General features: G+C 69.3%; 21 protein-coding genes. 10 read left to right on the forward strand and 11 right to left on the reverse strand.

The window, feature by feature from the left end; translation table 11 throughout:
• Positions 1-22 precede the first annotated feature (22 nt).
• The 4 genes from B0I31_RS10905 to B0I31_RS10920 are packed head-to-tail and all read left to right on the forward strand — an operon-like array spanning position 23 to position 3,240.
• Entirely contained in the window at positions 23-445 is a 423-nt protein-coding gene (locus B0I31_RS10905) for a hypothetical protein (protein ID WP_106615186.1), read from the forward strand.
• Between the two features lie 2 nt (positions 446-447).
• Positions 448-1,053 (forward strand): DUF3558 domain-containing protein, encoded by a 606-nt coding sequence (locus tag B0I31_RS10910; protein WP_146173802.1) that lies wholly within the window; start codon positions 448-450, stop codon positions 1,051-1,053.
• Positions 1,054-1,057: 4 nt separating this feature from the next.
• Positions 1,058-2,404 (forward strand): PPE domain-containing protein, encoded by a 1,347-nt coding sequence (locus B0I31_RS10915; RefSeq protein ID WP_106615188.1) that lies wholly within the window; start codon positions 1,058-1,060, stop codon positions 2,402-2,404.
• Between the two features lie 17 nt (positions 2,405-2,421).
• On the forward strand, positions 2,422-3,240 hold the full coding sequence (locus tag B0I31_RS10920) for an ESX secretion-associated protein EspG (protein WP_181320096.1): 819 nt from the start codon (positions 2,422-2,424) through the stop codon (positions 3,238-3,240).
• On the opposite strand, the gene B0I31_RS10925 is transcribed toward B0I31_RS10920, so the two are convergent.
• The 4 genes from B0I31_RS10925 to B0I31_RS10940 all read right to left on the reverse strand — a co-directional run bounded on the left by B0I31_RS10925 (position 3,212) and on the right by B0I31_RS10940 (position 5,894).
• Positions 3,212-4,375: a lactate 2-monooxygenase gene (locus B0I31_RS10925; RefSeq protein WP_181320097.1), complete on the reverse strand. Its 1,164-nt coding sequence runs from the start codon at positions 4,373-4,375 to the stop codon at positions 3,212-3,214. The two genes, B0I31_RS10920 and B0I31_RS10925, sit on opposite strands and share 29 nt — an antisense overlap.
• 483 nt (positions 4,376-4,858) lie before the next feature.
• Positions 4,859-5,110, reverse strand: a complete 252-nt coding sequence (locus B0I31_RS10930) for an AMED_5909 family protein (protein ID WP_245949802.1) — start codon at positions 5,108-5,110, stop codon at positions 4,859-4,861.
• The gene (locus tag B0I31_RS10935) at positions 5,091-5,426 is read right to left on the reverse strand and encodes a hypothetical protein (protein WP_146173803.1); all 336 of its coding nucleotides are present in this window, start codon (positions 5,424-5,426) and stop codon (positions 5,091-5,093) included. The genes B0I31_RS10930 and B0I31_RS10935 overlap by 20 nt, the downstream gene beginning before the upstream one ends.
• A gap of 3 nt (positions 5,427-5,429) precedes the next feature.
• Positions 5,430-5,894, reverse strand: coding sequence for a hypothetical protein (locus B0I31_RS10940; protein ID WP_106615192.1), 465 nt, complete (start codon positions 5,892-5,894; stop codon positions 5,430-5,432).
• 191 nt (positions 5,895-6,085) lie between these two features.
• On the opposite strand from B0I31_RS10940, the gene B0I31_RS10945 reads away from it, so the two are divergent.
• Positions 6,086-6,973 (forward strand): DUF5919 domain-containing protein, encoded by an 888-nt coding sequence (locus B0I31_RS10945; protein ID WP_106615434.1) that lies wholly within the window; start codon positions 6,086-6,088, stop codon positions 6,971-6,973.
• Positions 6,973-7,785: an inositol monophosphatase family protein gene (locus B0I31_RS10950; RefSeq protein ID WP_106615435.1), complete on the forward strand. Its 813-nt coding sequence runs from the start codon at positions 6,973-6,975 to the stop codon at positions 7,783-7,785. Before B0I31_RS10945 ends, B0I31_RS10950 begins: the two co-directional genes overlap by 1 nt.
• Positions 7,786-7,811: 26 nt before the next feature.
• Here the strand turns inward: B0I31_RS10950 and B0I31_RS39955 are convergent, their stop codons facing one another.
• The 6 genes from B0I31_RS39955 to B0I31_RS10975 form a co-directional block, all read right to left on the reverse strand.
• A complete protein-coding gene (locus B0I31_RS39955; protein WP_146173804.1) occupies positions 7,812-8,744 on the reverse strand; it encodes a PD-(D/E)XK nuclease domain-containing protein in 933 nt (310 codons plus the stop codon).
• A gap of 624 nt (positions 8,745-9,368) precedes the next feature.
• Positions 9,369-10,538, reverse strand: a complete 1,170-nt coding sequence (locus tag B0I31_RS10955; RefSeq protein WP_106615193.1) for a cation:proton antiporter — start codon at positions 10,536-10,538, stop codon at positions 9,369-9,371.
• Positions 10,535-12,688 carry a protein translocase subunit SecD gene (gene secD, locus B0I31_RS10960; RefSeq protein ID WP_106615194.1) on the reverse strand — a complete coding sequence of 718 codons (2,154 nt, stop codon included), beginning with the start codon at positions 12,686-12,688 and terminating at the stop codon, positions 10,535-10,537. The genes B0I31_RS10955 and secD overlap by 4 nt, the downstream gene beginning before the upstream one ends.
• Positions 12,689-12,727: 39 nt before the next feature.
• Complete coding sequence (locus B0I31_RS10965) at positions 12,728-13,057, reverse strand: hypothetical protein (protein WP_106615195.1); 330 nt, start codon at positions 13,055-13,057, stop codon at positions 12,728-12,730.
• A 23-nt stretch (positions 13,058-13,080) separates the two neighbouring features.
• Positions 13,081-14,073 carry a tetratricopeptide repeat protein gene (locus B0I31_RS10970; protein ID WP_106615196.1) on the reverse strand — a complete coding sequence of 331 codons (993 nt, stop codon included), beginning with the start codon at positions 14,071-14,073 and terminating at the stop codon, positions 13,081-13,083.
• An 88-nt stretch (positions 14,074-14,161) separates the two neighbouring features.
• Entirely contained in the window at positions 14,162-14,773 is a 612-nt protein-coding gene (locus B0I31_RS10975; RefSeq protein ID WP_106615197.1) for an FMN-dependent NADH-azoreductase, read from the reverse strand.
• A gap of 103 nt (positions 14,774-14,876) precedes the next feature.
• On the opposite strand from B0I31_RS10975, the gene B0I31_RS10980 reads away from it, so the two are divergent.
• Complete coding sequence (locus B0I31_RS10980) at positions 14,877-15,347, forward strand: MarR family winged helix-turn-helix transcriptional regulator (RefSeq protein WP_106615198.1); 471 nt, start codon at positions 14,877-14,879, stop codon at positions 15,345-15,347.
• A gap of 16 nt (positions 15,348-15,363) precedes the next feature.
• On the opposite strand, the gene B0I31_RS10985 is transcribed toward B0I31_RS10980, so the two are convergent.
• Positions 15,364-15,714, reverse strand: a complete 351-nt coding sequence (locus B0I31_RS10985; RefSeq protein WP_106615199.1) for an FAD-dependent oxidoreductase — start codon at positions 15,712-15,714, stop codon at positions 15,364-15,366.
• 173 nt (positions 15,715-15,887) lie between these two features.
• Here B0I31_RS10985 and B0I31_RS39960 point away from each other — a divergent pair, with 173 nt between their 5' ends.
• The 3 genes from B0I31_RS39960 (at position 15,888) to B0I31_RS10995 (ending at position 19,598) form a co-directional block, all read left to right on the forward strand.
• Positions 15,888-16,091 (forward strand): hypothetical protein, encoded by a 204-nt coding sequence (locus B0I31_RS39960; RefSeq protein ID WP_146173805.1) that lies wholly within the window; start codon positions 15,888-15,890, stop codon positions 16,089-16,091.
• A 67-nt stretch (positions 16,092-16,158) separates the two neighbouring features.
• On the forward strand, positions 16,159-18,021 hold the full coding sequence (locus tag B0I31_RS10990) for an SDR family oxidoreductase (protein WP_106615200.1): 1,863 nt from the start codon (positions 16,159-16,161) through the stop codon (positions 18,019-18,021).
• Entirely contained in the window at positions 18,018-19,598 is a 1,581-nt protein-coding gene (locus B0I31_RS10995; RefSeq protein WP_106615201.1) for an AMP-binding protein, read from the forward strand. The genes B0I31_RS10990 and B0I31_RS10995 overlap by 4 nt, the downstream gene beginning before the upstream one ends.
• Positions 19,599-19,609: the final 11 nt, after the last annotated feature.

Here is a 19,609-nt window from a genome sequence, read left to right on the forward strand (position 1 = left end):
TCAGCGTGAGGGGAGCACGACGATGTTGGACGCCGGAGGCGGCGGGGGCGTCAAGCGGATCGGTTTCGTCGCCGACACCGTGTCGGCCGGACCATCGGGTTCAGGCGCAGGCCTGGTGGCGAGCCAAACCCACTTCAGCGTCGACCCACAGCAGGCGCAGAAGCTGATCGACGGTCTGGTCGAGGCACGTGACCGGCTGCAAGAGCTGTTCGACCAGTCATACCAGCTCAGTAACATCTCCTCACCCGGCAAGGACCCGTACAGCGGGTTCGCCGCCCTCGCGATCCAGCGCGCAGGCGGAACCGAGGTGGGTGGCTATGGGTGGGCCAACCAAGAGGCTTACAAAGCTCTGAACAACACCATCAACAACATCCAAGCGTCCCTGGAGTCCTACAAGAATCAGGACCAGGCGACCGCAGACGCCTTCAGCGGCGAAGGGAAGTAACCGTGCGGCGAGCAGTGCTGGCAGTACTCTCCGCAGCAGCCCTCACGGCGCTGACCGGTTGCTCCATGGAGGGCACACCGACACCCGCGACCACCACCACGACCGCTACCGCGGGCGGTCAGACCACCGAACCGTCCGGCAACAGCGACGTGCCCGAGATCACCGGCCCGGAGCTGGACGTGACGAAGTTCGGCGGCCCGTGTGCGTTGCTCAAAAGCGATCAGTTGGCTACCCGCGGCGTGACCAAGCCGGGCACCGAGCGCAATGACCCCGCCGGCACCACCTGCCAGTGGCGGCCCGACGACCGGGTCGACGGCACCAGCTTCAGCGCCACGTTCCTGGACAAGACCAACGGGCTCGAAGGCTTTTACGAGAACCGCGACAAGAACCCGGTCTTCGAGCCGATCGAGGTGGCCGGATACCCGGCGGTGAACGGTGACCCCACCGACGCGAAGAGCGGCTCCTGCTCGACCGCCGTCGGCACGGCCAAGGGTGAAGGCTTCGTCGTTCAGATCCATGTGAACGACGAGAAGCTGCCCGAGTACACCAACCCGTGCTCCGTCTCCAGCGCCATAGCGGAGACGATTGTCGGAAACCTGAAGGGGTAGGGACATGGCCGGCGATGTGGACATGGACCTGGGGGGCTTCGTGCTCCTTCAGATGGGGATGGGCGCCGAAAAGATCTACGGCTGGTTCCACGACGGCAAAGGGCCCGAACAGACCACCGACTCAGGCCAGGAGGCGTGGCGGAATGTCGCCAAGGGCCAAGTCGAGATCAGCGACCTGATCAACGAGGCCGTCCGGGCATCCGGCGCGGCTTGGGAAGGTGCGGCCGGCGATCAGGCGCGTGCCTCCACCACGCCGCTGGCCAGTTGGTCCGACACGGCGAGCACCAGCGCCGACACGGCAGGCGAGAACACGGCCGAGATCAGCCGTGCGTTCCGGCAGGCCAAGGACAGCCTGCAGAAGCCCGTCGACGTGCCCGACAAGCCCTGGTACAACGGCGTCGTCCCGTGGGACACGGACTACGACGACGCGGTCGAGCAGAGCCAGCAGGTCAACTCGCACAACGTCACCGTGCTCAGCTCCTACGGCAACACGGCGAACTCCGCGACCGCGAGCATGCCGACGTTCCAGTCACCCGAGGAGATCGGGGCGAACGTCGAGAAGGAGAAGATCGAGATCCCGCCGCCCAAGCCCGGCAAGGGCAAGGACGACCGCACGGGCACCGGGGACGGTGACGGCACGGGTGACAGCAGCACGAACACGGGGACGACGAAGCCCTCGTGGACCGACCCCACCATCCCGGGACCCGGCAGCACGGGTGGTGACAACACGACCAAGCCGTCGTGGGTCAACCCCGACACCAACCGGCCCCAGCCCGACATCGGGTACCGGCCGCCGCAGCTGCCGACGGACCCGCGGCAACCGTACGACCCGCGGTTGCCCTATGACCCGCGGTTGCCGTACGACCCGCGCAATCCGAACGATCCGCGCAACCCCAACAACCCGCGCAACCGGCCGCCGACGACGCCGCCGGGCGTGCCGCGCGTCCCCACGGGCCCCGGCGTTCCCGGTGGCGGTGGTGGCGGTAGCCGCGGGGGCGGCGGTGGCGGTGGTGGTGGCATCGGTGCTGGTCGAATCCCCGGCATGGGCGGCGGTCCCGGTGGCATGGGCCCGGGTGGGTTCGGGCCCGGCGGCATGTCCGGCGCGATGGGGCCCGGCGACGGCCGTGGTGGCTTCGGTCCCGGTGGCGCCGGCGGGTTCGGGCCCGGTGGTGCGGCCGGTGGGCGTGGTGGGCCCGGTGCGGCCGGCATGGGTGCCGCGGGCATGGGCGCCGGTGGCGGCCGCGGTCAGGGTGAAGAGGACACGGAGCACAAGGCCGCGTCGTACCTGCAGGAGACCGAGGACGTCTTCGGCGACGGCACGATGGTGGCTCCACCGGTCATCGGTGAATAGCGGGAACAGGGGGGAAAGTGCTGCGCACCAGGGTGGCCATCCCGGTCGTCGCGCTCTACAACGCCTGGCAGGCCGAAGGTCTGCCGACGCTGCACAACGCGCTGCTGGCCCAGGTCGACTTCGACGACGACCAGCTCGCCGAGGGTGACGTCACGGTGCTGGCCGACCTCGCCCGGCGTGGTTGGGCCGAGCTGGAACGGCTCGGCCTGGCCCGCGGCAGGCAGGTGCACGCCGACCTGAGCCGGTCGCTGCGCCTGATCTCGGACGCGAGCACCGAGTACTACGCGTTCTTCAACCAGGGCGACGACGAGACGCGCACCGCCCTGGTGGTGCAGTCGGGTGACGACGCGCTGCGCGTGGTGCTGCGGGCGGACAAGCACTTCGTGCTGGAGCCGGTCCGGGTCGAGGACGTGGTGCAGTCCCTGGTGTCCGCGCTGCCGGAGGCCAAGCCGGGGCGCGGCGGCGTGATCTCGCTGCCCGCGGACGCCTTGAACGACCAGCCGCGCAGGCCGCGGCCGGACGAGGACGGTGGGTCGTTCCTGCAGGCCAGCAGGCCGACCGGGGCGCACGTGTCCGAGGCGCAGCAGGTGCGCAAGCTGCTCGCCGAGCAGCGCACCGGCGGCGGCCAGCTGTACGCCGCACGACGTGACCGCTTCGGCCGCAAGCAGCGGTGCGCGGCGCCGTTGACGTACTTCGACACGATCACCGGCCGCTACCTGTCGGCGAAGACGACCGGCGGCGACGGCACGCCGTGGATCACCGTGCAGCCGGCCGACTTCACCACGTTGCAGAACCGGTTGCGGCAGCTCAGCGCCGACGCAGCGCCTCGCGGTTGAGCTCGGCCGGGCTGCGGTGCCCGGACAGGCCCAGCGTCAGGTCGAAGTCGGCGAGCAGGCTGCGCAGCACGTGCCGGACGCCGACCTGACCGCCGTGCGCCAGGCCGTAGGCGAACGGACGGCCGACGAGCACGGCCTTCGCGCCCAGCGCCAGCGCCTTGACGATGTCCGCGCCGCCGCGGATGCCGGAGTCGAACAGCACCTCGACCTGCTCACCGACCGCGTCGGCGATCTCCGGCAGTACCTCCAGCGACCCGACCGCGCCGTCGACCTGCCGTCCGCCGTGGTTGGACACGACGATCCCGTCCACCCCCGCGTCCACGGCCTTGCGCGCGTCGTCCACGTGCTGGATGCCCTTGAGCACGATCGGCCCGTCCCAGTGCTCGCGCAGGAACGACAGCTGGTCCCACGACTTGTCGGTGCCGGTGAACAGCTGCACCCACCGCAGGATCGCCATCGGCAGGTCGTCCTCGGGTGACGCGGCGAGCCCCGCCCGGAACGCCGGGTCGGAGAACGGGATCGCCGTGCCGACACCGCGCAGGAACGGCAGGTAGGACCGGTCGAGGTCGTGCGGGCGCCACGCCAGCGTCCACGTGTCGAGCGTGACGACGAGGACCCGGTACCCGGCCCCGCGCGCCCGGTCCAGGATGCTCGCCGCCACGTCCGGGTCGTTCGGCCAGTAGAGCTGGAACCACCGCGCCGCGTCACCGGCCGCCTCGGCGACCTCCTCGATCGTGTGCGAGGACGCAGTCGACAGCACGAACGGCACACCCAGCTCCGCCGCCGCACGGGCGGTCGCCAACTCGCCGTCCGGGTGGAGGATCGACTGCACGCCAACGGGCGCCAGCAACACCGGCGCGGGCATCTCGGTGCCCAGCAACGACGTCCCGAGGTGCCGCTCGGTGGCGTTGGTGAGCATCCGGGGCACGATCCGCCAATCGTCGAACGCCTCCCGGTTCGCCCGGGCGGTCGCACCCCCACCAGCCGCACCCGCCACGTACCAGAACGGCCCCGGCCCGAGCCGTTCCCGGGCGGACGCCTCCAGCGCTCCGGGATCCGTGGTGAACGGCGGCACGTTCCCCGCCAGCCCTTGCAGGTAGATCTCGTTCTGGTAGGCAGCGAACTGACCAGTCACTTTGTGCCCCATCCCCCGCTCAGGCCGTCTACAGGCCGTCTGCGGAACCGTCCGCGTCGTCGGTCTGCGGATCATGCTCGTTCCCATCCACCTCCCCCGCAAGCACACGATCGACCGCATTTCGGGTGCGATCGCTGCTGGACGGCAGAAGGTGCGTGTAGACCCGCATCGTGAAGGCCGGGTCGGAGTGGCCCAACCACTCTCGCTCCTTGCAACGTCTCCTGGTCGACGGTCACGTGCCCCAGCTCCACCAGGTCGTTGCAGATGTGGCGCACCACCGAGTACGGCAGTTCCACGGACCGCGCCAACGACCGCAACGACCACTCCTCGTGCGGGTAGCCGACGAGCCGGCGCATCACCGCCTCGAACATGAACGGCTTGTACCCCGAATCAGACAGCCTCTCCAACGGGAGACCGTCACGCACCACACGGGGCAGACCGCCGACACCGTTCGGCCGACGACGACCCCGCTCCACAGCCTGATCAACGCTCATCCGACTCAACCCCCTCAGCCTTGGCACCCTCGCGCTTGGCCCAATACAGCGCCTCGTGGTGGTGACCTCGATCAACTTCCGCGACCCGCGCGTACACCTCGGCCGACCGCAGGTAGAACTCACGCCACACATCAGGCGACGCATCCGGCGCGGGCATCAGATGCGTCAATGCCTCGTGTGCGTCCTTAAGCAACGTCACCGCGTACGCCGCCGCCCACCGGTCAGGCTTGGTCCTCGCCACGACCGCTCACCCCCTCGACCGGCGCGTGCACACGATGACCACCGGCCGCCCGATCACCACCGGCAACGCGCTCGTTGACGTCGGTCTGGTGGTCGAACGTCTCGGCCGCGTGCAGCGCCGCCGCCTTGGCCCACCACGGCGTGCTCTCCAACGCCGCGAGCTGCCGCCACAACCACGCCACCCGCCGATAGGTCGGCGCGATCCGAGCCGCAGCCGCCGGATCATCGGCCGCGACGTACCGATTCGCCTCGTGCGCCTCGGTGTAGGCCCGGTACGCCGCCTGCCACTGCACGGTCAGTTGCTGAAGATCCGACACGGCTCATGCCGCCTTGGCCTCAGCGCTGCCACCGTTCGCCTTGCCACCGGCCGGAGCCGGGCCAGCCGCCTTACCCGCCGCCCGGAACCCGGTCGCCCGGAACAGGAACGACTGGTACTTGAACTCCCCGTTGCCCGCGATGCGCGGCTCAGCCGTCAGCCCGTCCAACTCGACCGGCCGCATCCCCGGCAACACCTCACCCGTGGTCGGCACCGGCTGCACATCGGCCAGCAACGTGATCTCGAAGCTCTTGCGCTTGGCGTTGGGCTCGTGCGGATCGGTGACCGTGACCTTCCACTGCCGCTTACCGGTCGCCTCGTCCACCCGCTGACGCACCGGCCGACCGGCCGCCCTCTCGTCCCGCGTCTGGTACTCCGTGTCCGGCATGACCTCCCCGACCATCACCAGGCCCTGAGGGAACGCATCATCGAACGAGACGGGGAACCGGTACCCCTTGCTGATCGCCATCAGCTTCACTCCTCTGACTGGTGCCGCTCTGTCGCGGCTTGCCCATTCAGATTCGTTGGCCAATGGTCCCGTCCCAGGTCCGCAGCGGTCTCACCTGCCGCGTACCGCCCGCGTGTCGATCTCAACGAGTCTCGTCTTGGTCTCGTCCCGGTGCTAGCCTCGGCCGAAGGAACCACGTGGGGGGAGACCACATGGCCACAGAGTCCACACTCTTGAGAGTCCTGCTCCGACAACGCCACATGCAGGGCTACCGCACCTTCTGCAAGGAGTACGACCGCGTCGCCAAGCAGCTCGACACCGACCTGATCGGCCGCTACCCCAGCAAGGCCCAGTTCTACCGCTGGCTGTCCGGCGACCTACTCGGCCTGCCCTACGCCGACCACTGCCGCATCCTCGAAAAGATGTTCCCCGGCTGGACCGCCGAACAACTCCTGTCACCACACGAGGGCGACACCGACAGCCTCATCACCCCACCCCAACGAACCGCGGCTTCCACCCACCCCGTACCGCGCCCGGTCCAGATGCCCCAACAGGCCCGCCTGGCCGACGTCACCGCCGTCTACCCCAGCCGAACCGAGTTCCTCCACAACGTCACCCCACGCGACCTCTTCGAAGGCGCCAAGAACATCGACATCGCAGGCCTGTCCCTCAACGTCCTGTGCCAGCAGTACTCCGATAAGGCCCTACTCGACTCCATCGAAACCGGCACCACCATCAAGGCCCTCTTCCTCGACCCCAACGGCCACAACATCACCGCCCGCGAACACGAAGAGGGCCTACCCGAAGGCCACCTCTCCATGCTCACCCGCCTCAACATCGAAGCCCTCCGCCGAGTCGGAGCCAAGATCTCACCCGACGCACGCGGCCAGCTCCACATCCGCATCTACGACGAACCACTTCGCTACAACATCCTCATCACCGACCAGGCGAAGTGCGTGGTCCAGCCTTACTTGCCCGACGCCCGAGGCGTCGAATCCCCTACCTTCGTGATCGAGAAGGATGACGCGGTACCCGGCTTGTTCGCCACCTTCTCTCAGGTGTTCGACTCCATGTGGAACCGCGCAAAGGAGACCGCGTGATGCGCCCCCTCGACGAACTAGCTGAAATCGCGCAGAAAGCTGTGAGCATTGGCGACGATTTGATCAAGCACACCCGCCCCGAGGTCGTCACCGAGAAGTCCGATCGCGACACCTACACCGACGTTGACGTGCGGATCGAGCGCGCCGTGCGCGCCTACCTGGCCGAAGCCACGCCAGAGATCGGGTTCGTGGGTGAGGAAGAAGGCTCGAGTGAACAGGCAGCGGGCAGCGAGCACTTCTGGACACTCGATCCGATCGACGGCACAGCGAACTTCGTCCACGGAATCCCACTTTGCGGAGTCTCCCTAGCGCTCACAAACGCAGATCGTGCCATCGTCGCCGCAATCGTGCTTCCGTACATGGGACTGCACTACTCAGCGGTCGAGGGGCGCGGCGCACACGTCAACGGCCACGCGATCCACGTCAGCAAGACGACCGAACTTCCGAAATCGATGATCGCCATCGGCGACTATGCGACCGGCGAAGATTCAGATGAGAAAAACAATCAACGCATAGCACTGACAGCAGCACTCGCCGCCAAGGTCGAACGCATCCGCATGTTCGGTTCGGCTGCCCATGACCTTGCGTGGCTAGCGGAAGGGCGCATCGACGGCGCTGTAATTCTGTCCAACAAGACTTACGATATCGCAGCAGGTGTGCTAATCGCCCGTGAAGCCGGGGCCTTGGTACTAGACAGCACCGGTGTCGAGCATACCTTCGAATCTGCCCATACCATCGCTACTGCGCCCGGAGTCGCAAAAAACCTACTTGCGTTGATACAGCAAGGCATCAAGCTTAACCCGACGACATAAATCACGGCAGCGACTACATACCTATATCAGGAACCTATCAGGACTAGAACGGAAAATTCGTGATCTTTTTTCTTCCTGATCCCGTTCAAGTCTCTACAGAATGCTTCCGGATCAGCAATGAAGGCACCGGGGTCGTGAATATAAACGTATAGCTGTCTACACGGTCGATATTCGTGGTAACTCTCGAAGTCGATCCGGAGTTCATCAGCGATGGAGCGGGCATGTTTACGATCCCGCACATACTTACACTCAACAACGATACCTACACTTCGTACAACCAAATCTATCCTTTTGGCTCCTCCTGCGACCTTGGGGGTCCACTCTTCCCGGACGACATCCGAAAATATCCCTCGCAAGACAGTTTCAGTCAGATCCTGGACATCATACTCATTCTCGACCGCAAACGCCGTTCGCCCATTTGCACGCTCACGCAGTCGGCGTACCGCCACAGGAATCGACTTCAAAGCATTCAGGGCAAGTTCGTTTTGATTGGCCGTACCGCCCAACTCCGGGACAGCTTCATACCTTTCAGGAATCGCTCCACAGATAAGAGCCTCCATATCAGGACCGACAAAACTTGCAAAACAACCTCTAATGTCAACAATCTTGCCGGTTGCGAGCCTTCCGTTGCCATAATTACTATACTCAGTGACTCGTCGACGGTATTTTTCCTTAGAGATCGCAAGTACGGCGGCCGTAAAATCCCCGGTCAAGGTCAGCGCTTCAGCAAATTCCTGATGAGCAAGGTGCGCCTCGACGAACTCGAAAATCTCCGCTGGAGTAAACTTTATCCGATACCGACTGAACGTGCCGATATGCTTACCGCTACTATCGTAGTCTGCAAAGTCGGCATATATGGCACCTTCGGTCTCGAGCGCACGTAGGTTTTCCGCAAACTCGGGCAGAATATTTTTGAATAAGTGACCAAACGCTTCAATCGAGACTTCGTCGACGGACACCCATCCTCCTACCCCAGAGTTGCCATCTCTATGGCATGTTACTTCGGCATCGACGTACTGCCGAATCTAGCTCTATGGGATCAAGGCGCGCCGCCTGCGGCAGCGCGCGGCAGGGTCCGGCGCACGTTGGCACCGACTCCCCGCATCACGGCACGCCGGGCTCCCGCTTCGCTCCGCCCAGCGGCCGTGCGCGGAGTCGGTGCACGTGGCCGGGAGCGGCGCGCCACCACGGAGGCCGCAACCACAAGCAGCTCGGGAGCGACACCGGTCGGGACGATCGCGCGGTCACGCGGCTGGTCGGGCTGGGCACGGCGATCGGCTGCCGCGACGGCTGCGCCGTCTTGCCATCGAGAAGGCCACTGGCGATCAGCACCAGGCCCAGAATGCACGACGGGCGCTGTCCCTGATGCGTCGTTCGCATCAAGGGCAGCGCCCGTGTGGTGATCAATTTCCAGGCCGTCACCAGGCCGTACAACGTCGGGCGGTCACGAGAACCACCGAGAACTAACGAGAGAGTTTGCGCTGGTCAAAGGCTTGCCGAGTCCGAAGAGGACTAGTCAGCGAGAACAGCACTCAGAAGATCTCGTTCTGGTACGCGGCGAATCCGGTCATGAGCACACCTTGCTACACGAAAAGCCGTTTCGGCAGGAGCCAGGTCAGGTGGTCCGAGCGCAGGACGGCCAGCGGGCCCACGACGGCCAGTAGGAGGACGTAGCCGGCGACGAACGGTGCGACGCGGGAGTCCAGGCCGGCTGCCACCGCCATCGCGGCGAGGACCAGGGAGAACTCGCCGCGCGTCAGCACGGTCAGACCGATGTCGACGGCCTGCTGACGGTCGAACGAGTGCAGCTTGGCGGCGAACAGGCCGGCACCCAGGTTCAGCACGATCGTCACCGCGACGGCCGCCAGGATCGGCAGCACGACGGTGCCCACGGCACCGGGGTCGATGCTCAGCCCGAAGATGAAGAAGAACAGCGCCCCGAACGCGTCCCGCAGCGGCAGGACGAGCTTGTGCACGCGGGGTGCGACGCCGGAACCTCCGAGCACCGCGCCGACCATGAACGCGCCGATCGCGTCGGACACCCCGAGTTCGTGCGCGAGAGCCGCACCCGTCACCGCCACGCCGACGAAGCACACGACCAGGAGCTCGTCGTCCGCCGAGCGGAACAGCCTGGTCACCACCCCGCCGCCCCAGCGCGCGATCGCGGCCAGGACCAGCAGGAACACGAACGCCTTGCCGAAGTCCACCAGCGCGGACACCCCGGACGTGCCGCTGAGCACGGGCTGCAGCACGGCCAGGTACAGGGCGAGGAACACGTCCTCGATCACGATGATGCCCATCACCAGCCGTGACTCGGGATTGCGCAGCCGTCTTGCCTCGACCAGCAGTTTCGTCACGATCGCGGACGACGAGATGCCGATCGCCCCGGCGATCACCAGCGCCTCGCGCGTGCCCCACCCCAGCGCGAACCCGAACGCGAGCCCGCCGCCGATGTTGAGCACCAGGTACCCGGCGCCCGCCATCGCGAGCCGGCGCCCGCCCGACACCAGGTCGTCCACGGAGAACTCGAGGCCGAGGTAGAACAGCAGGAACACCAGGCCGAGGCTGGACAGGACGCCCATCTCGCCCGGGTCGTCCACAAGCGACAGACCGGGCGTGTTGGGCCCGAACAGGATGCCCGCCACCATGAACAGCGGGATCGTCGGCAGTCCGATCCGGACTCCCGCGCGGGCGATGACACCGGCGGCCAGGAACGCACCGCCGACCGCGAGCAACGCGTGGCCTGTGTTCATCGGTCCTCCAGCACGATCGCCACCGGCGCCGCGGTCAACACGGTCGAGACCGTACCGGCGACCAGCCCGATCAGCAGCGCGGTGGAGAAGTCGGCCAGCGAGCCGTCACCGAGCACCAGCAGCGCGGCCAGCACGAACAGCACGCCGATACCCGTGTTCACCGTGCGCGGCAGGGTTTGCAGCACCGCGGAACTCATCACATCGGGGAACGGCGCCGGCGTCCGCCGCAGCTCGCGCACCCGGTCGAACACCACCACCGAGTCGTTCACCGAGTACCCGATCACGGTGAGCAGCGCGGCCAGGAACACCGCGTCGGCCGTCTTGCCCAGCCACGCGAACGCACCGACCAGCACGACCACGTCCGTGACCAGCGCGACCACCGTGGCCACGCCGAGCCGCCAGTCGAACCGCACCGCCAGGTAGACCAGCTGCGCGGCGACCGCGATGGCCAGCGCGATCAGCGCGTTGCGCCGCAGCTCCGAGCCGAGGCTGGGGCCGATCAGCTCGTTGCTGAGCTGCTCCGCGCCACCGGTCGCGCGGTCGACGGCCTTGCCGACCCGCACGGCCGCGGCCGAGTCGATCGGGCCGGTGCGCACCGAGATGCCATCGGAGCCCGAGGTCACCACGACCGCGTCGGCGAACCCGGCGCTCGCCAGTTCCGCCCGGACCCGACCGGTGTCCACCGAAGACGCGGTGAACTCCAGCACGCGGCCGCCGGTGAACTCGACGCCCAGCTCCAGCCCGCGCACGAGCAGGCCGCCCACGGCCGCGAGCACCACGAGACCGGCGGCGAGCAGCCAGCGCCGAGGCCGCCGGAACAACGTGAGGCCGCGCGCGGTGAGCCACGTGCGCACCCGCCCCAACGTGTGCAGCCCGCTCCACCGGGGCCGCCGTTCCAGCAACGGCATGACCAGCTGCAACAGCACCCGGCTCAGCACCAACGCGCTGAACAGCGACGCCAGCACACCGATCGACAGCGTGACGCCGAACCCCTTCACCGGCCCCGTAGCCAGCCAGAACAACAGGCCCGCGGCCAGCAGCGTGGTCACGTTCGAGTCGGCGACCGCGCTCAGCGCGCCGCGGAAGCCCTCGTCCACCGACCGGGTCAGGCGCTTGCGCCGCGCGTACTCCTCCCGCGACCTCTCGAACACCAGCACGTTGGCGTCCACCGCCATGCCGATGGCCAGCACGAACCCGGCCAGTCCCGGCAACGTCAACGTGGCGCCGATCGCCAGCATCGCGGCGTACGCCAGGGCCGCGTAACCGCCCAGCGCCAGCACCGCCACGAGCCCGGCCAGCCGGTACACGAACACCAGGAACAGCCCGGTCAGCGCCACGCCGATGATCGCCGCCCGGGCGCTGGCCTCGATCGCCTCCGCGCCGAGCGTCGGCCCGACGGTCCGCTGCTCCACCACCTCGACCGGCACGGGCAGCGCGCCGGACCGGATCACCAGCGCCAGCTCCTCGGCCTCGGCCTGGCCGAACTGCCCGGTGATCGACGTGCTGCCGCCGATCATGCCGGTGCCGCACACCGTCGACACGTCGACCTGCGGCGCGGACACCACTTCGCCGTCCAGCACGAACGCCACCCGCCGCTTCGGGTCACCCGGCGGTGAGCACGCGGCCTCGGCGGTCACCCGCTGCCACGCCTGCGGCGCGTCACCCTGGAAGTCGACGCCGACCAGGTAGCCGACGCCCTGCGGGTTGGGCGTGGCGCGGGCGTCCTCGATGCCCTCGCCGGTCATCACGACCTCGCCGAGGCCGACCGCGTCACCTTCGGGCGTGGGCACGTCGCCGGGCCCGGTCACCGGCTGCACGCGCAGCTGGGCCGTGCGGCCGAGCACTTCGATGGCCTCGGTCGGGTCCTGCACGCCGGGCAGTTCGACCACGATGCGGTGGTCCCCGGACCGGGCCAGCACGGGTTCGGCCACGCCGAGTTCGTCGACCCGGCGGCGCAGCACCTCCATCGCCCGGTCGGTGGCGTCGGAGGTGGCCTCGGACGGTGTTTCGAGCACGATCTGGGTGCCGCCGCGCAGGTCGAGTCCGAGGCGCGGTTGGACGGTGAGCAGGGTGAACGTGGACGCGGCGAGCACGCCGAGGGCAAGTAGCCCGCGGACGAGTAGCGCTCGCCGCGCGCTGGGGCGCGGCATCGTGAAGGGACCTCCGGCTGAGGTGAACGGGGGTGAGGTTCAGCTACCGGGGGTCGGGGGCGGTGCGCGTTCGCCGAGCGGGGTCTGGCCGTTGCGCTCGGGGGTGCGGTGGGTCGGGTCGACGACGTGGACCCGCACCGGTGGCGCGGGTGGGACGTGCACGGCGGGCTGGACACCGTCCAGCGGCTGGCCCAGGTGCACCTGCACGGGGTGCACCGCGTGCGTGCCGCGGGTGGCCGTGCCGGGCAGGTGGGTGGCGTCGACGGTCGAGGAGACGGCGACCGCGTCGACGGGGGTGCTCGGGCCGGGTCCGGACACGACGAAACCCGCGATCAACGCCAGGATCGCGAGCAGCGTGCGCCGGGTCATCGGCCTCCTTCCCGGCGTCCAGGTTAGCGACCGCCGCCGAGCACGACGACCGCTCCGCCGATCAGCGCGCACAGCCAGGCGACCACGAGCGGCTGCATCGTCGTGGCGCCGACCAGGAGCGCGACCGACCAGCCGGCCAGGATCACCGCCGACAGCCAGAACATCGTCGCCACGATCGCGACCTTGGGCCGGTGCGCCGGCAGGCGGAGCAACGCCCGGCGCACCCCGCGCCGCGCCTTGAGCAGCAGCAGCCCCACGACCACCAGGCAGGCGACCACCAGCAGGCCGGAGAACGCGCCGAGCAGCGGCGTCGGCTTCGGCATGCCCGCCAGCAGCAGCACCAGGCCGCCCGCGACGAGCAGCGCGGCCAACCGGGACAGCGCGGGCCACACCAGCACGTGTGCGGCGTGCAGCGCTTCGCCGGACGGTGGCGGGATCGGCGCGCCGCCGCGCTTGCTCCGCACGGTGGCGAGGTTCGCCCGCACGTCGTCGGCGTCGGGGTCGAGGCGCAACGCGGTGCGGTAGGCGCGTTCGGCGGTGCCCCAGTCGCGCACGCGCAGCGCGGCGTCGCCGAGCACCTGGAACGCCCGGGCCTCCGCGGGCGCGAGGTGCGCGGCCTCCCGGGCGACCTCCACGGCTTCCCGCGGGCCTTCGGGGCTGTTGGCCAGCACTTCGGCCAGCACCACCTGGCAGCGCCAGTCGCCGGGCTTGCGGCGCGCACACTCCCGGGCCGCGACCACCGCTTCGGGGTGCCTGCCGAGTTCGCTCAACGCCAACGCGGTCAGCCGCTGCGCCCACACCGGGTCGCCGTCGAGGACCAGGGCGCGCTTCGCCGCGTTCAGGGCCGGGTCGGGTTCGCCCGCGTCGAGGTACGCGGCGGCCAGGCGGCACCACGCCTCGCCGTGCAGGGGGTTGACCACCAGGGCCGGCTGGAGCAGTTCGATCGCCTTGCGCGGCAGCCCGCGCGCGATCAGCTCGGCGGCGCGCAGCACGACCGCGGCGATCGACTCGGACATGGCCCCCAGTGTCGCAGTCCGAACAAGCCTCCTCTATCGGGTGACGGGCCGCCCCCTCGACCCACGGCCCGTCACCCGATACCCCCTTTCAGGCGACGGCCAACTTGCGCACCACCCGGTGCGCGTCCTCCAGCGAGGCGGCCGCGTGGTCGCGGAACTGGGCCAGGTGCGGCATGACGCCGGCCATCGTCATCTCGGCGTGCACGAACTCCAGGTGCTCGCCCATGCCCAACGTGGTGAACACGGCCCGCAGGTACGGCTCCTGGAAATCGAACGAGTGCCGGGGCGTGCCGGGCGCGTAGGAGCCGCCCCGCGCGGTCACGACCACGACCCGGGTGCCGGTCAGCACGCCTGCACCGGTCTCCTGGTCGGCGAACAGCTCCGGCACCGCGATCCAGTCGAGCCAGGCCTTGAGGCTCGACGGCACGCCGTAGTTGTACATCGGCACGCCGAGCAGCACGGTGTCCGCCGCCTTCAGCTCCGCGACCAGCCGCTGCTCCAACGGGCGGTCGCCATCGGCCTGCCGGACGGCCAGCGCTTCGGGGTCGATGTGGGGCAACGGGTCGGCGGCCAGGTCCCGGTAGGTGTACCCGCCGTCCGGGTGCGCCGATCGCCACGCCTCCGCGAACGCCCCGGTGACCTCGCGTGACACCGACCCCTCGAACCGCAGGCTGGTGTCGAGGTGGAGCAGTTCCGCCATAGTTCCTCCCAAGAAGTTCTCGGTTGAGAACATATGACCAAAGTTGTTCCGAGTCAAGACGTTCTTACCCGAGAATATCTCGTGCCTCGCGTATGATCGGGGCATGGATCTCGCCCCTGACCTCGGCTGCACCAGCCGTGCGGGCCTGAACTGGCTGCTGCACCGCGTGGCGCAGAAGCTCGGCACGGTCGCGCAGGAAGCGGCGGTGCGGCACGGCATCACCACCCGGGGCCAGATCGTGCTGACCGCGTTGGCCAGCGAGGAGTTCCAGCGCACCCAGCTCGCGCTCGGCCACGCGCTCGGCGTGGACAAGACCACGCTCACCGCCGAGCTGGACCGGCTGGAACGAGCGGGCCTGATCGTGCGCAAGCCGGACCCGAACGACCGGCGCGTGCGCGTGCCGGTGATCACCGAGCAGGGCCGGGCCGTCCAGGGCGCGGTCGAGGCGCTGCACGTCCAGGTGGAGCGCGAGTTCACCGCCGGGCTGGCGCCCGAGGAAGCCCACACCCTGCGCGTGCTGCTGGAACGCCTGATCGAGACCGGTCACGGCCCCGACAGCGGCTCCTGCCTCTGACGCAGCTGCTCCGGCGTCACCTCGGCTTGGGTGTCGAGCCGGTTGCCGGGATCAGCCGATCGCACGAATGCGTTGCGCCAGTGGAGTCCTCGACCGACCGACCGTCGACGTCCACGCGGACGATCTCGACCCCGAGACGCAGCTCGACTCGGCGGTCTTCGTAGAAATCGGGCTCGTGCACGCGGTTCGGCTCGTCGGCGTCACCGAGCAGCATCTGCTTGGACAGCACCGGAAGCTCGTACGACCGGTGACTCTCCCGCCCGAAGAGGACGAGGTCACCGACATAATCCCGATCCCGCAACGCACCCGCCGCGGCGGCACCGGCCAGGCCCGAGCCGATTATCACGATCCGTTGCGGTTCAGCCATTTTCTCACCCTTTCAGGTGACTGTGACGACAGCCGCATGCGACGCTAGCGACAGCTCGGCACGGTCGCCCGGCGGAATCTCCCGTCATGGCACCAACCCGCGTGCGTCTCCTCCTCGCGGGCGCCCGGATTGGTCCGAGCACCCCGTGTCGAGACAGTTGGAGGTTGGGGGCCGTGGGTACAGACAGGGAGTGGCAGATCTCGTGCCGCGACATCGCGTCACGTCGCCGCGACATGACCGTTTTCGTCAGCCAGGGCCACGTCGTGGTGACCGTGCCGCCGGGTGAGGCGGCCGTGCTGACGCCGTTGGAGGTGGGCCGCCTGCGCGCGGCTTTGCGCGACGCGGTGGTGAACGCGTCCGGCACGCCGGAAAACTGATCACCAGCGTTCCGATTTCGGACCGCACTCTTCCTACTCGCGGGTAGGTAATGTCAGTATCGGGGTCGTGAGTACCTACTTCGTCACCGGCGCGACGGGTTTCATCGGCAGGCGCCTGGTCGCCGAGCTCCTCCGGCGACCGGACTGCGAGCGGGTGTTCGCGCTGGTCAGGCCGCAGTCGGCGGACAAGCTGGACCGGCACGACAAGCTGACCGCGGTGCTCGGCGACCTCGGCTCCCCGATCGACGCCGACCGGGTCGACCACGTCGTGCACCTGGCCGCCGTCTACGACTTCACCGCGTCCGCGGACGAGCACCACACCGTCAACGTCGAGGGCACCCGGCGGGTCGTGGAGTACGCCGGGCGCACCGGTTCGGGGCTGCTGCACCACGTGTCGTCCATCGCGGTCGCGGGCGACCACCGCGGCACGGTCACCGAGGACGACTTCGACCTCGGCCGGCACCTGCCCTCGCCGTACCACGCGACCAAGCACGCCGCCGAGAAGATCGTCCGCGAACAGGGCGATGTCCCGTGGCGGGTGTACCGGCCCGGCGCGGTGGTCGGCGACTCGCGCACCGGCGAGATCGACAAGGTCGACGGCCCCTACTACTTCTTCCCGGCACTGGCCGCGCTCGCCCGCCTGCCGCGCCTGCTGCCGCTGGTCGCGCCGCACTTCGGCGCCGTGAACCTGGTCCCGGTCGACTACGTGGTGGCGGCGCTGCTGGAGCTGATCCACGCGGACGTGCCCACCGGCAGCACGTTCCACCTCACCGCGCGCCGCTCCCTCCGGCTGGACGCCGTCTACAACGCGCTGGCCGACGCCACCGGTGCGCCCAAGGTCCGCCTCACCGTGCCGCTGCCGCTGCCCGCCGCGCCGACCAGCGCGATCGTGACCGGCGTGCTCACCGAGCTGGGCATCCCGCCGCAGGTCGTGCCCCACCTCGCGATGCGCGCCGAGTTCGACTCGACCGCCACCCGCGCGGTCACCGGTCTCGAACCGCCGGACTTCACCACCTACGCGCACACGGTGTGGCGGTACTGGGCCGACCACCTCGACCCGTTGCGCGCCGCGCGCAAGCACGGCCTGGCCGGGCGCACCGTGCTGATCACCGGCGCGTCGTCGGGCATCGGCGCGGCCACCGCCCTCGCCGTGGCCCGTCGCAAAGCCGTGCCGCTGCTGGTCGCACGCCGTGCCGACGAGCTGGAGAGCGTCGCCGAGCGGATCCGCGCCGAGGGCGGCACGGCGCACACCTACCCGTGCGACCTGACCGACGCCGAAGCAGTGGGCGCACTGCTCAAGCAGGTGCTCGCCGAGCACGACGGCGTCGACGTGCTGGTCAACAACGCGGGCCGGTCGATCCGGCGCAGCGTGCACCTGAGCGTGGACCGGCTGCACGACTACGAGCGCACCATGGCGTTGAACTACTTCGCACCGCTGCGGCTGGTCCTGGGCCTGCTGCCGCACATGAGGGAACGGCGGTCCGGGCACATCGTGAACATCTCCAGCATGGGCGTGCAGCTGAACACGCCCCGGTTCTCCGCCTACCTGGCGTCCAAGAGCGCGCTCGACGCGTTCAGCCGGGTGGCGGCCAGTGAGACCGTCGCCGACGGTGTGACGTTCACCTCCGTGCGGATGCCGCTGGTGCGCACGCCGATGATCGGGCCGACGAAGGTCTACGACGCGTTCCCGGCGGCGACGCCCGAGCGTGCCGCGCAGTGGGTCGTGCACGCGCTGGAACGCCGTCCCGAAGAGGTCAACCGGCCGTTCGGGGTGCTGGCCGAACTCGCCCGCAGGACCGCGCCGAAACAGGTCCGGTCGCTGCTGCACCTGGCGTACCGGGCGATGCCGGAGCAGGGCACCCCGCGCACCTCACCGCTGGCCGCCGTCGCCGCCGGGGTCACCCGCCTGGTCCTGCGGGCGACGCGGTGAACCGGGTCCTGGGAGCGCTGCGCGCGTTGGCGACGCTGGTGCGCGCCGGTGTCGTGCGGCCGATGGGTCCCGGCAGGCTGCTCGGCGTGGTGGACGCCTACCTCCAGTGGGACATCACGGTGGCGTTCGGCTTCGCCCACGGCGCGGCGCGCCACCCCGACCGGCCGGCGATCGTCGACGACGCGGGCACGCTCACCTACGCCCAGGTCGACGAGCGCACCACCCGGCTCGCGCACGGCCTGCGCGACCTGGGCGTGCGGCCGGGTTCGAAGGTCGCGGTGCTGTGCCGCAACCACCGGGGTTTCGTGGAGACCGTGGCCGCGTGCGTGAAGCTCGGCACGCACACCGTGCTGCTCAACACGGGGCTGAGCGCGGCCCAGATCGCCGTGGTGCTGCGCGAGCAGGACGTGTCCGTGGTCGTCGCCGACACCGAGTTCCGCGACCTGCTCGCCAACGCGCCCCGCAAGGTGCGCCGGGTGATGGCGTGGGTGGACGGCGCCACCAAGAGCAAGACGCTGGAGCAGCTGATCGCGGGCTCCCCCGCCACCCCGCTGCCGAAACGACCGCCGCGCGGCCGGATGATCGTGCTGACGTCGGGAACCACGGGCGCGCCCAAGGGCGCCAAGCGGCCGGAACCGGCGAGCCTCACGCCCGCCGCCGCGTTGCTGTCGCGCATCCCGCTCAAGGCGGGCGACCGGTTCTCCGTGCCCGCGCCCCTGTTCCACACGTGGGGCCTGGCCGCGTTCCAGATCGGGCTCGTGCTGGGCGCGACCTTCGTGCTGCGCCGCAAGTTCGACCCGGCGCTCGTGCTCGCCGACGCGCGTCAGCACGGCAGCGACGCGCTGTTCGTCGTTCCCGTGATGCTGCAACGCGTCCTGGAGCTGACCGGGCGCCCCCACCTGCCGCGGCTGCGGGTGATCGCGTCCAGCGGCTCGGCGCTGCCGCCACCGGTGGCCCGGCGGTGCCTGGCGGAGTTCGGTCCCGTGCTCTACAACCTCTACGGCTCCACCGAGGTGTCCTGGGTGAGCATCGCCCGGCCCGACGAGCTGGCCAGGCACCCGGACACGGCGGGCGTGCCGCCGCACGGCACCCGGCTGCGGATCCTGGACGACGACGGCAACCCCGTGCCCGCCGGCACCACCGGCCGGATCTTCGTGGCCAACGACATGCTGTTCGACGGCTACACCAACGGCGCGAACAAGGAGGTCCGCGACGGCCTCATGGCGACCGGCGACGTCGGCTACCGCGACTCCAACGGCCTGCTGTACGTGGCGGGGCGGGACGACGAGATGATCATCTCCGGCGGCGAGAACGTGTACCCGCGCGAGGTCGAGGACCTGCTGGCGGGCCTGGCCGGGGTGCGCGAGGTGGCCGTGGTCGGCGTGCCGGACGAGCAGTTCGGCCAACGGCTCGCCGCGTACGTCGTGTGCGAGGAACCGGGCGCGCTGGACGAGGACGCGGTGCGCGAGCACGTGCGCGGCAACCTGGCCAAGTTCTCCGTGCCGCGCGAGGTCGTCTTCCTCGACGCCCTGCCCCGCAACGCGACCGGGAAGGTGCTCAAGCGCGAGTTGGGGTGAGTACGCTCTCC

Source organism: Saccharothrix carnea (genome assembly GCF_003014735.1).
GTDB lineage: Bacteria > Actinomycetota > Actinomycetes > Mycobacteriales > Pseudonocardiaceae > Actinosynnema > Actinosynnema carneum.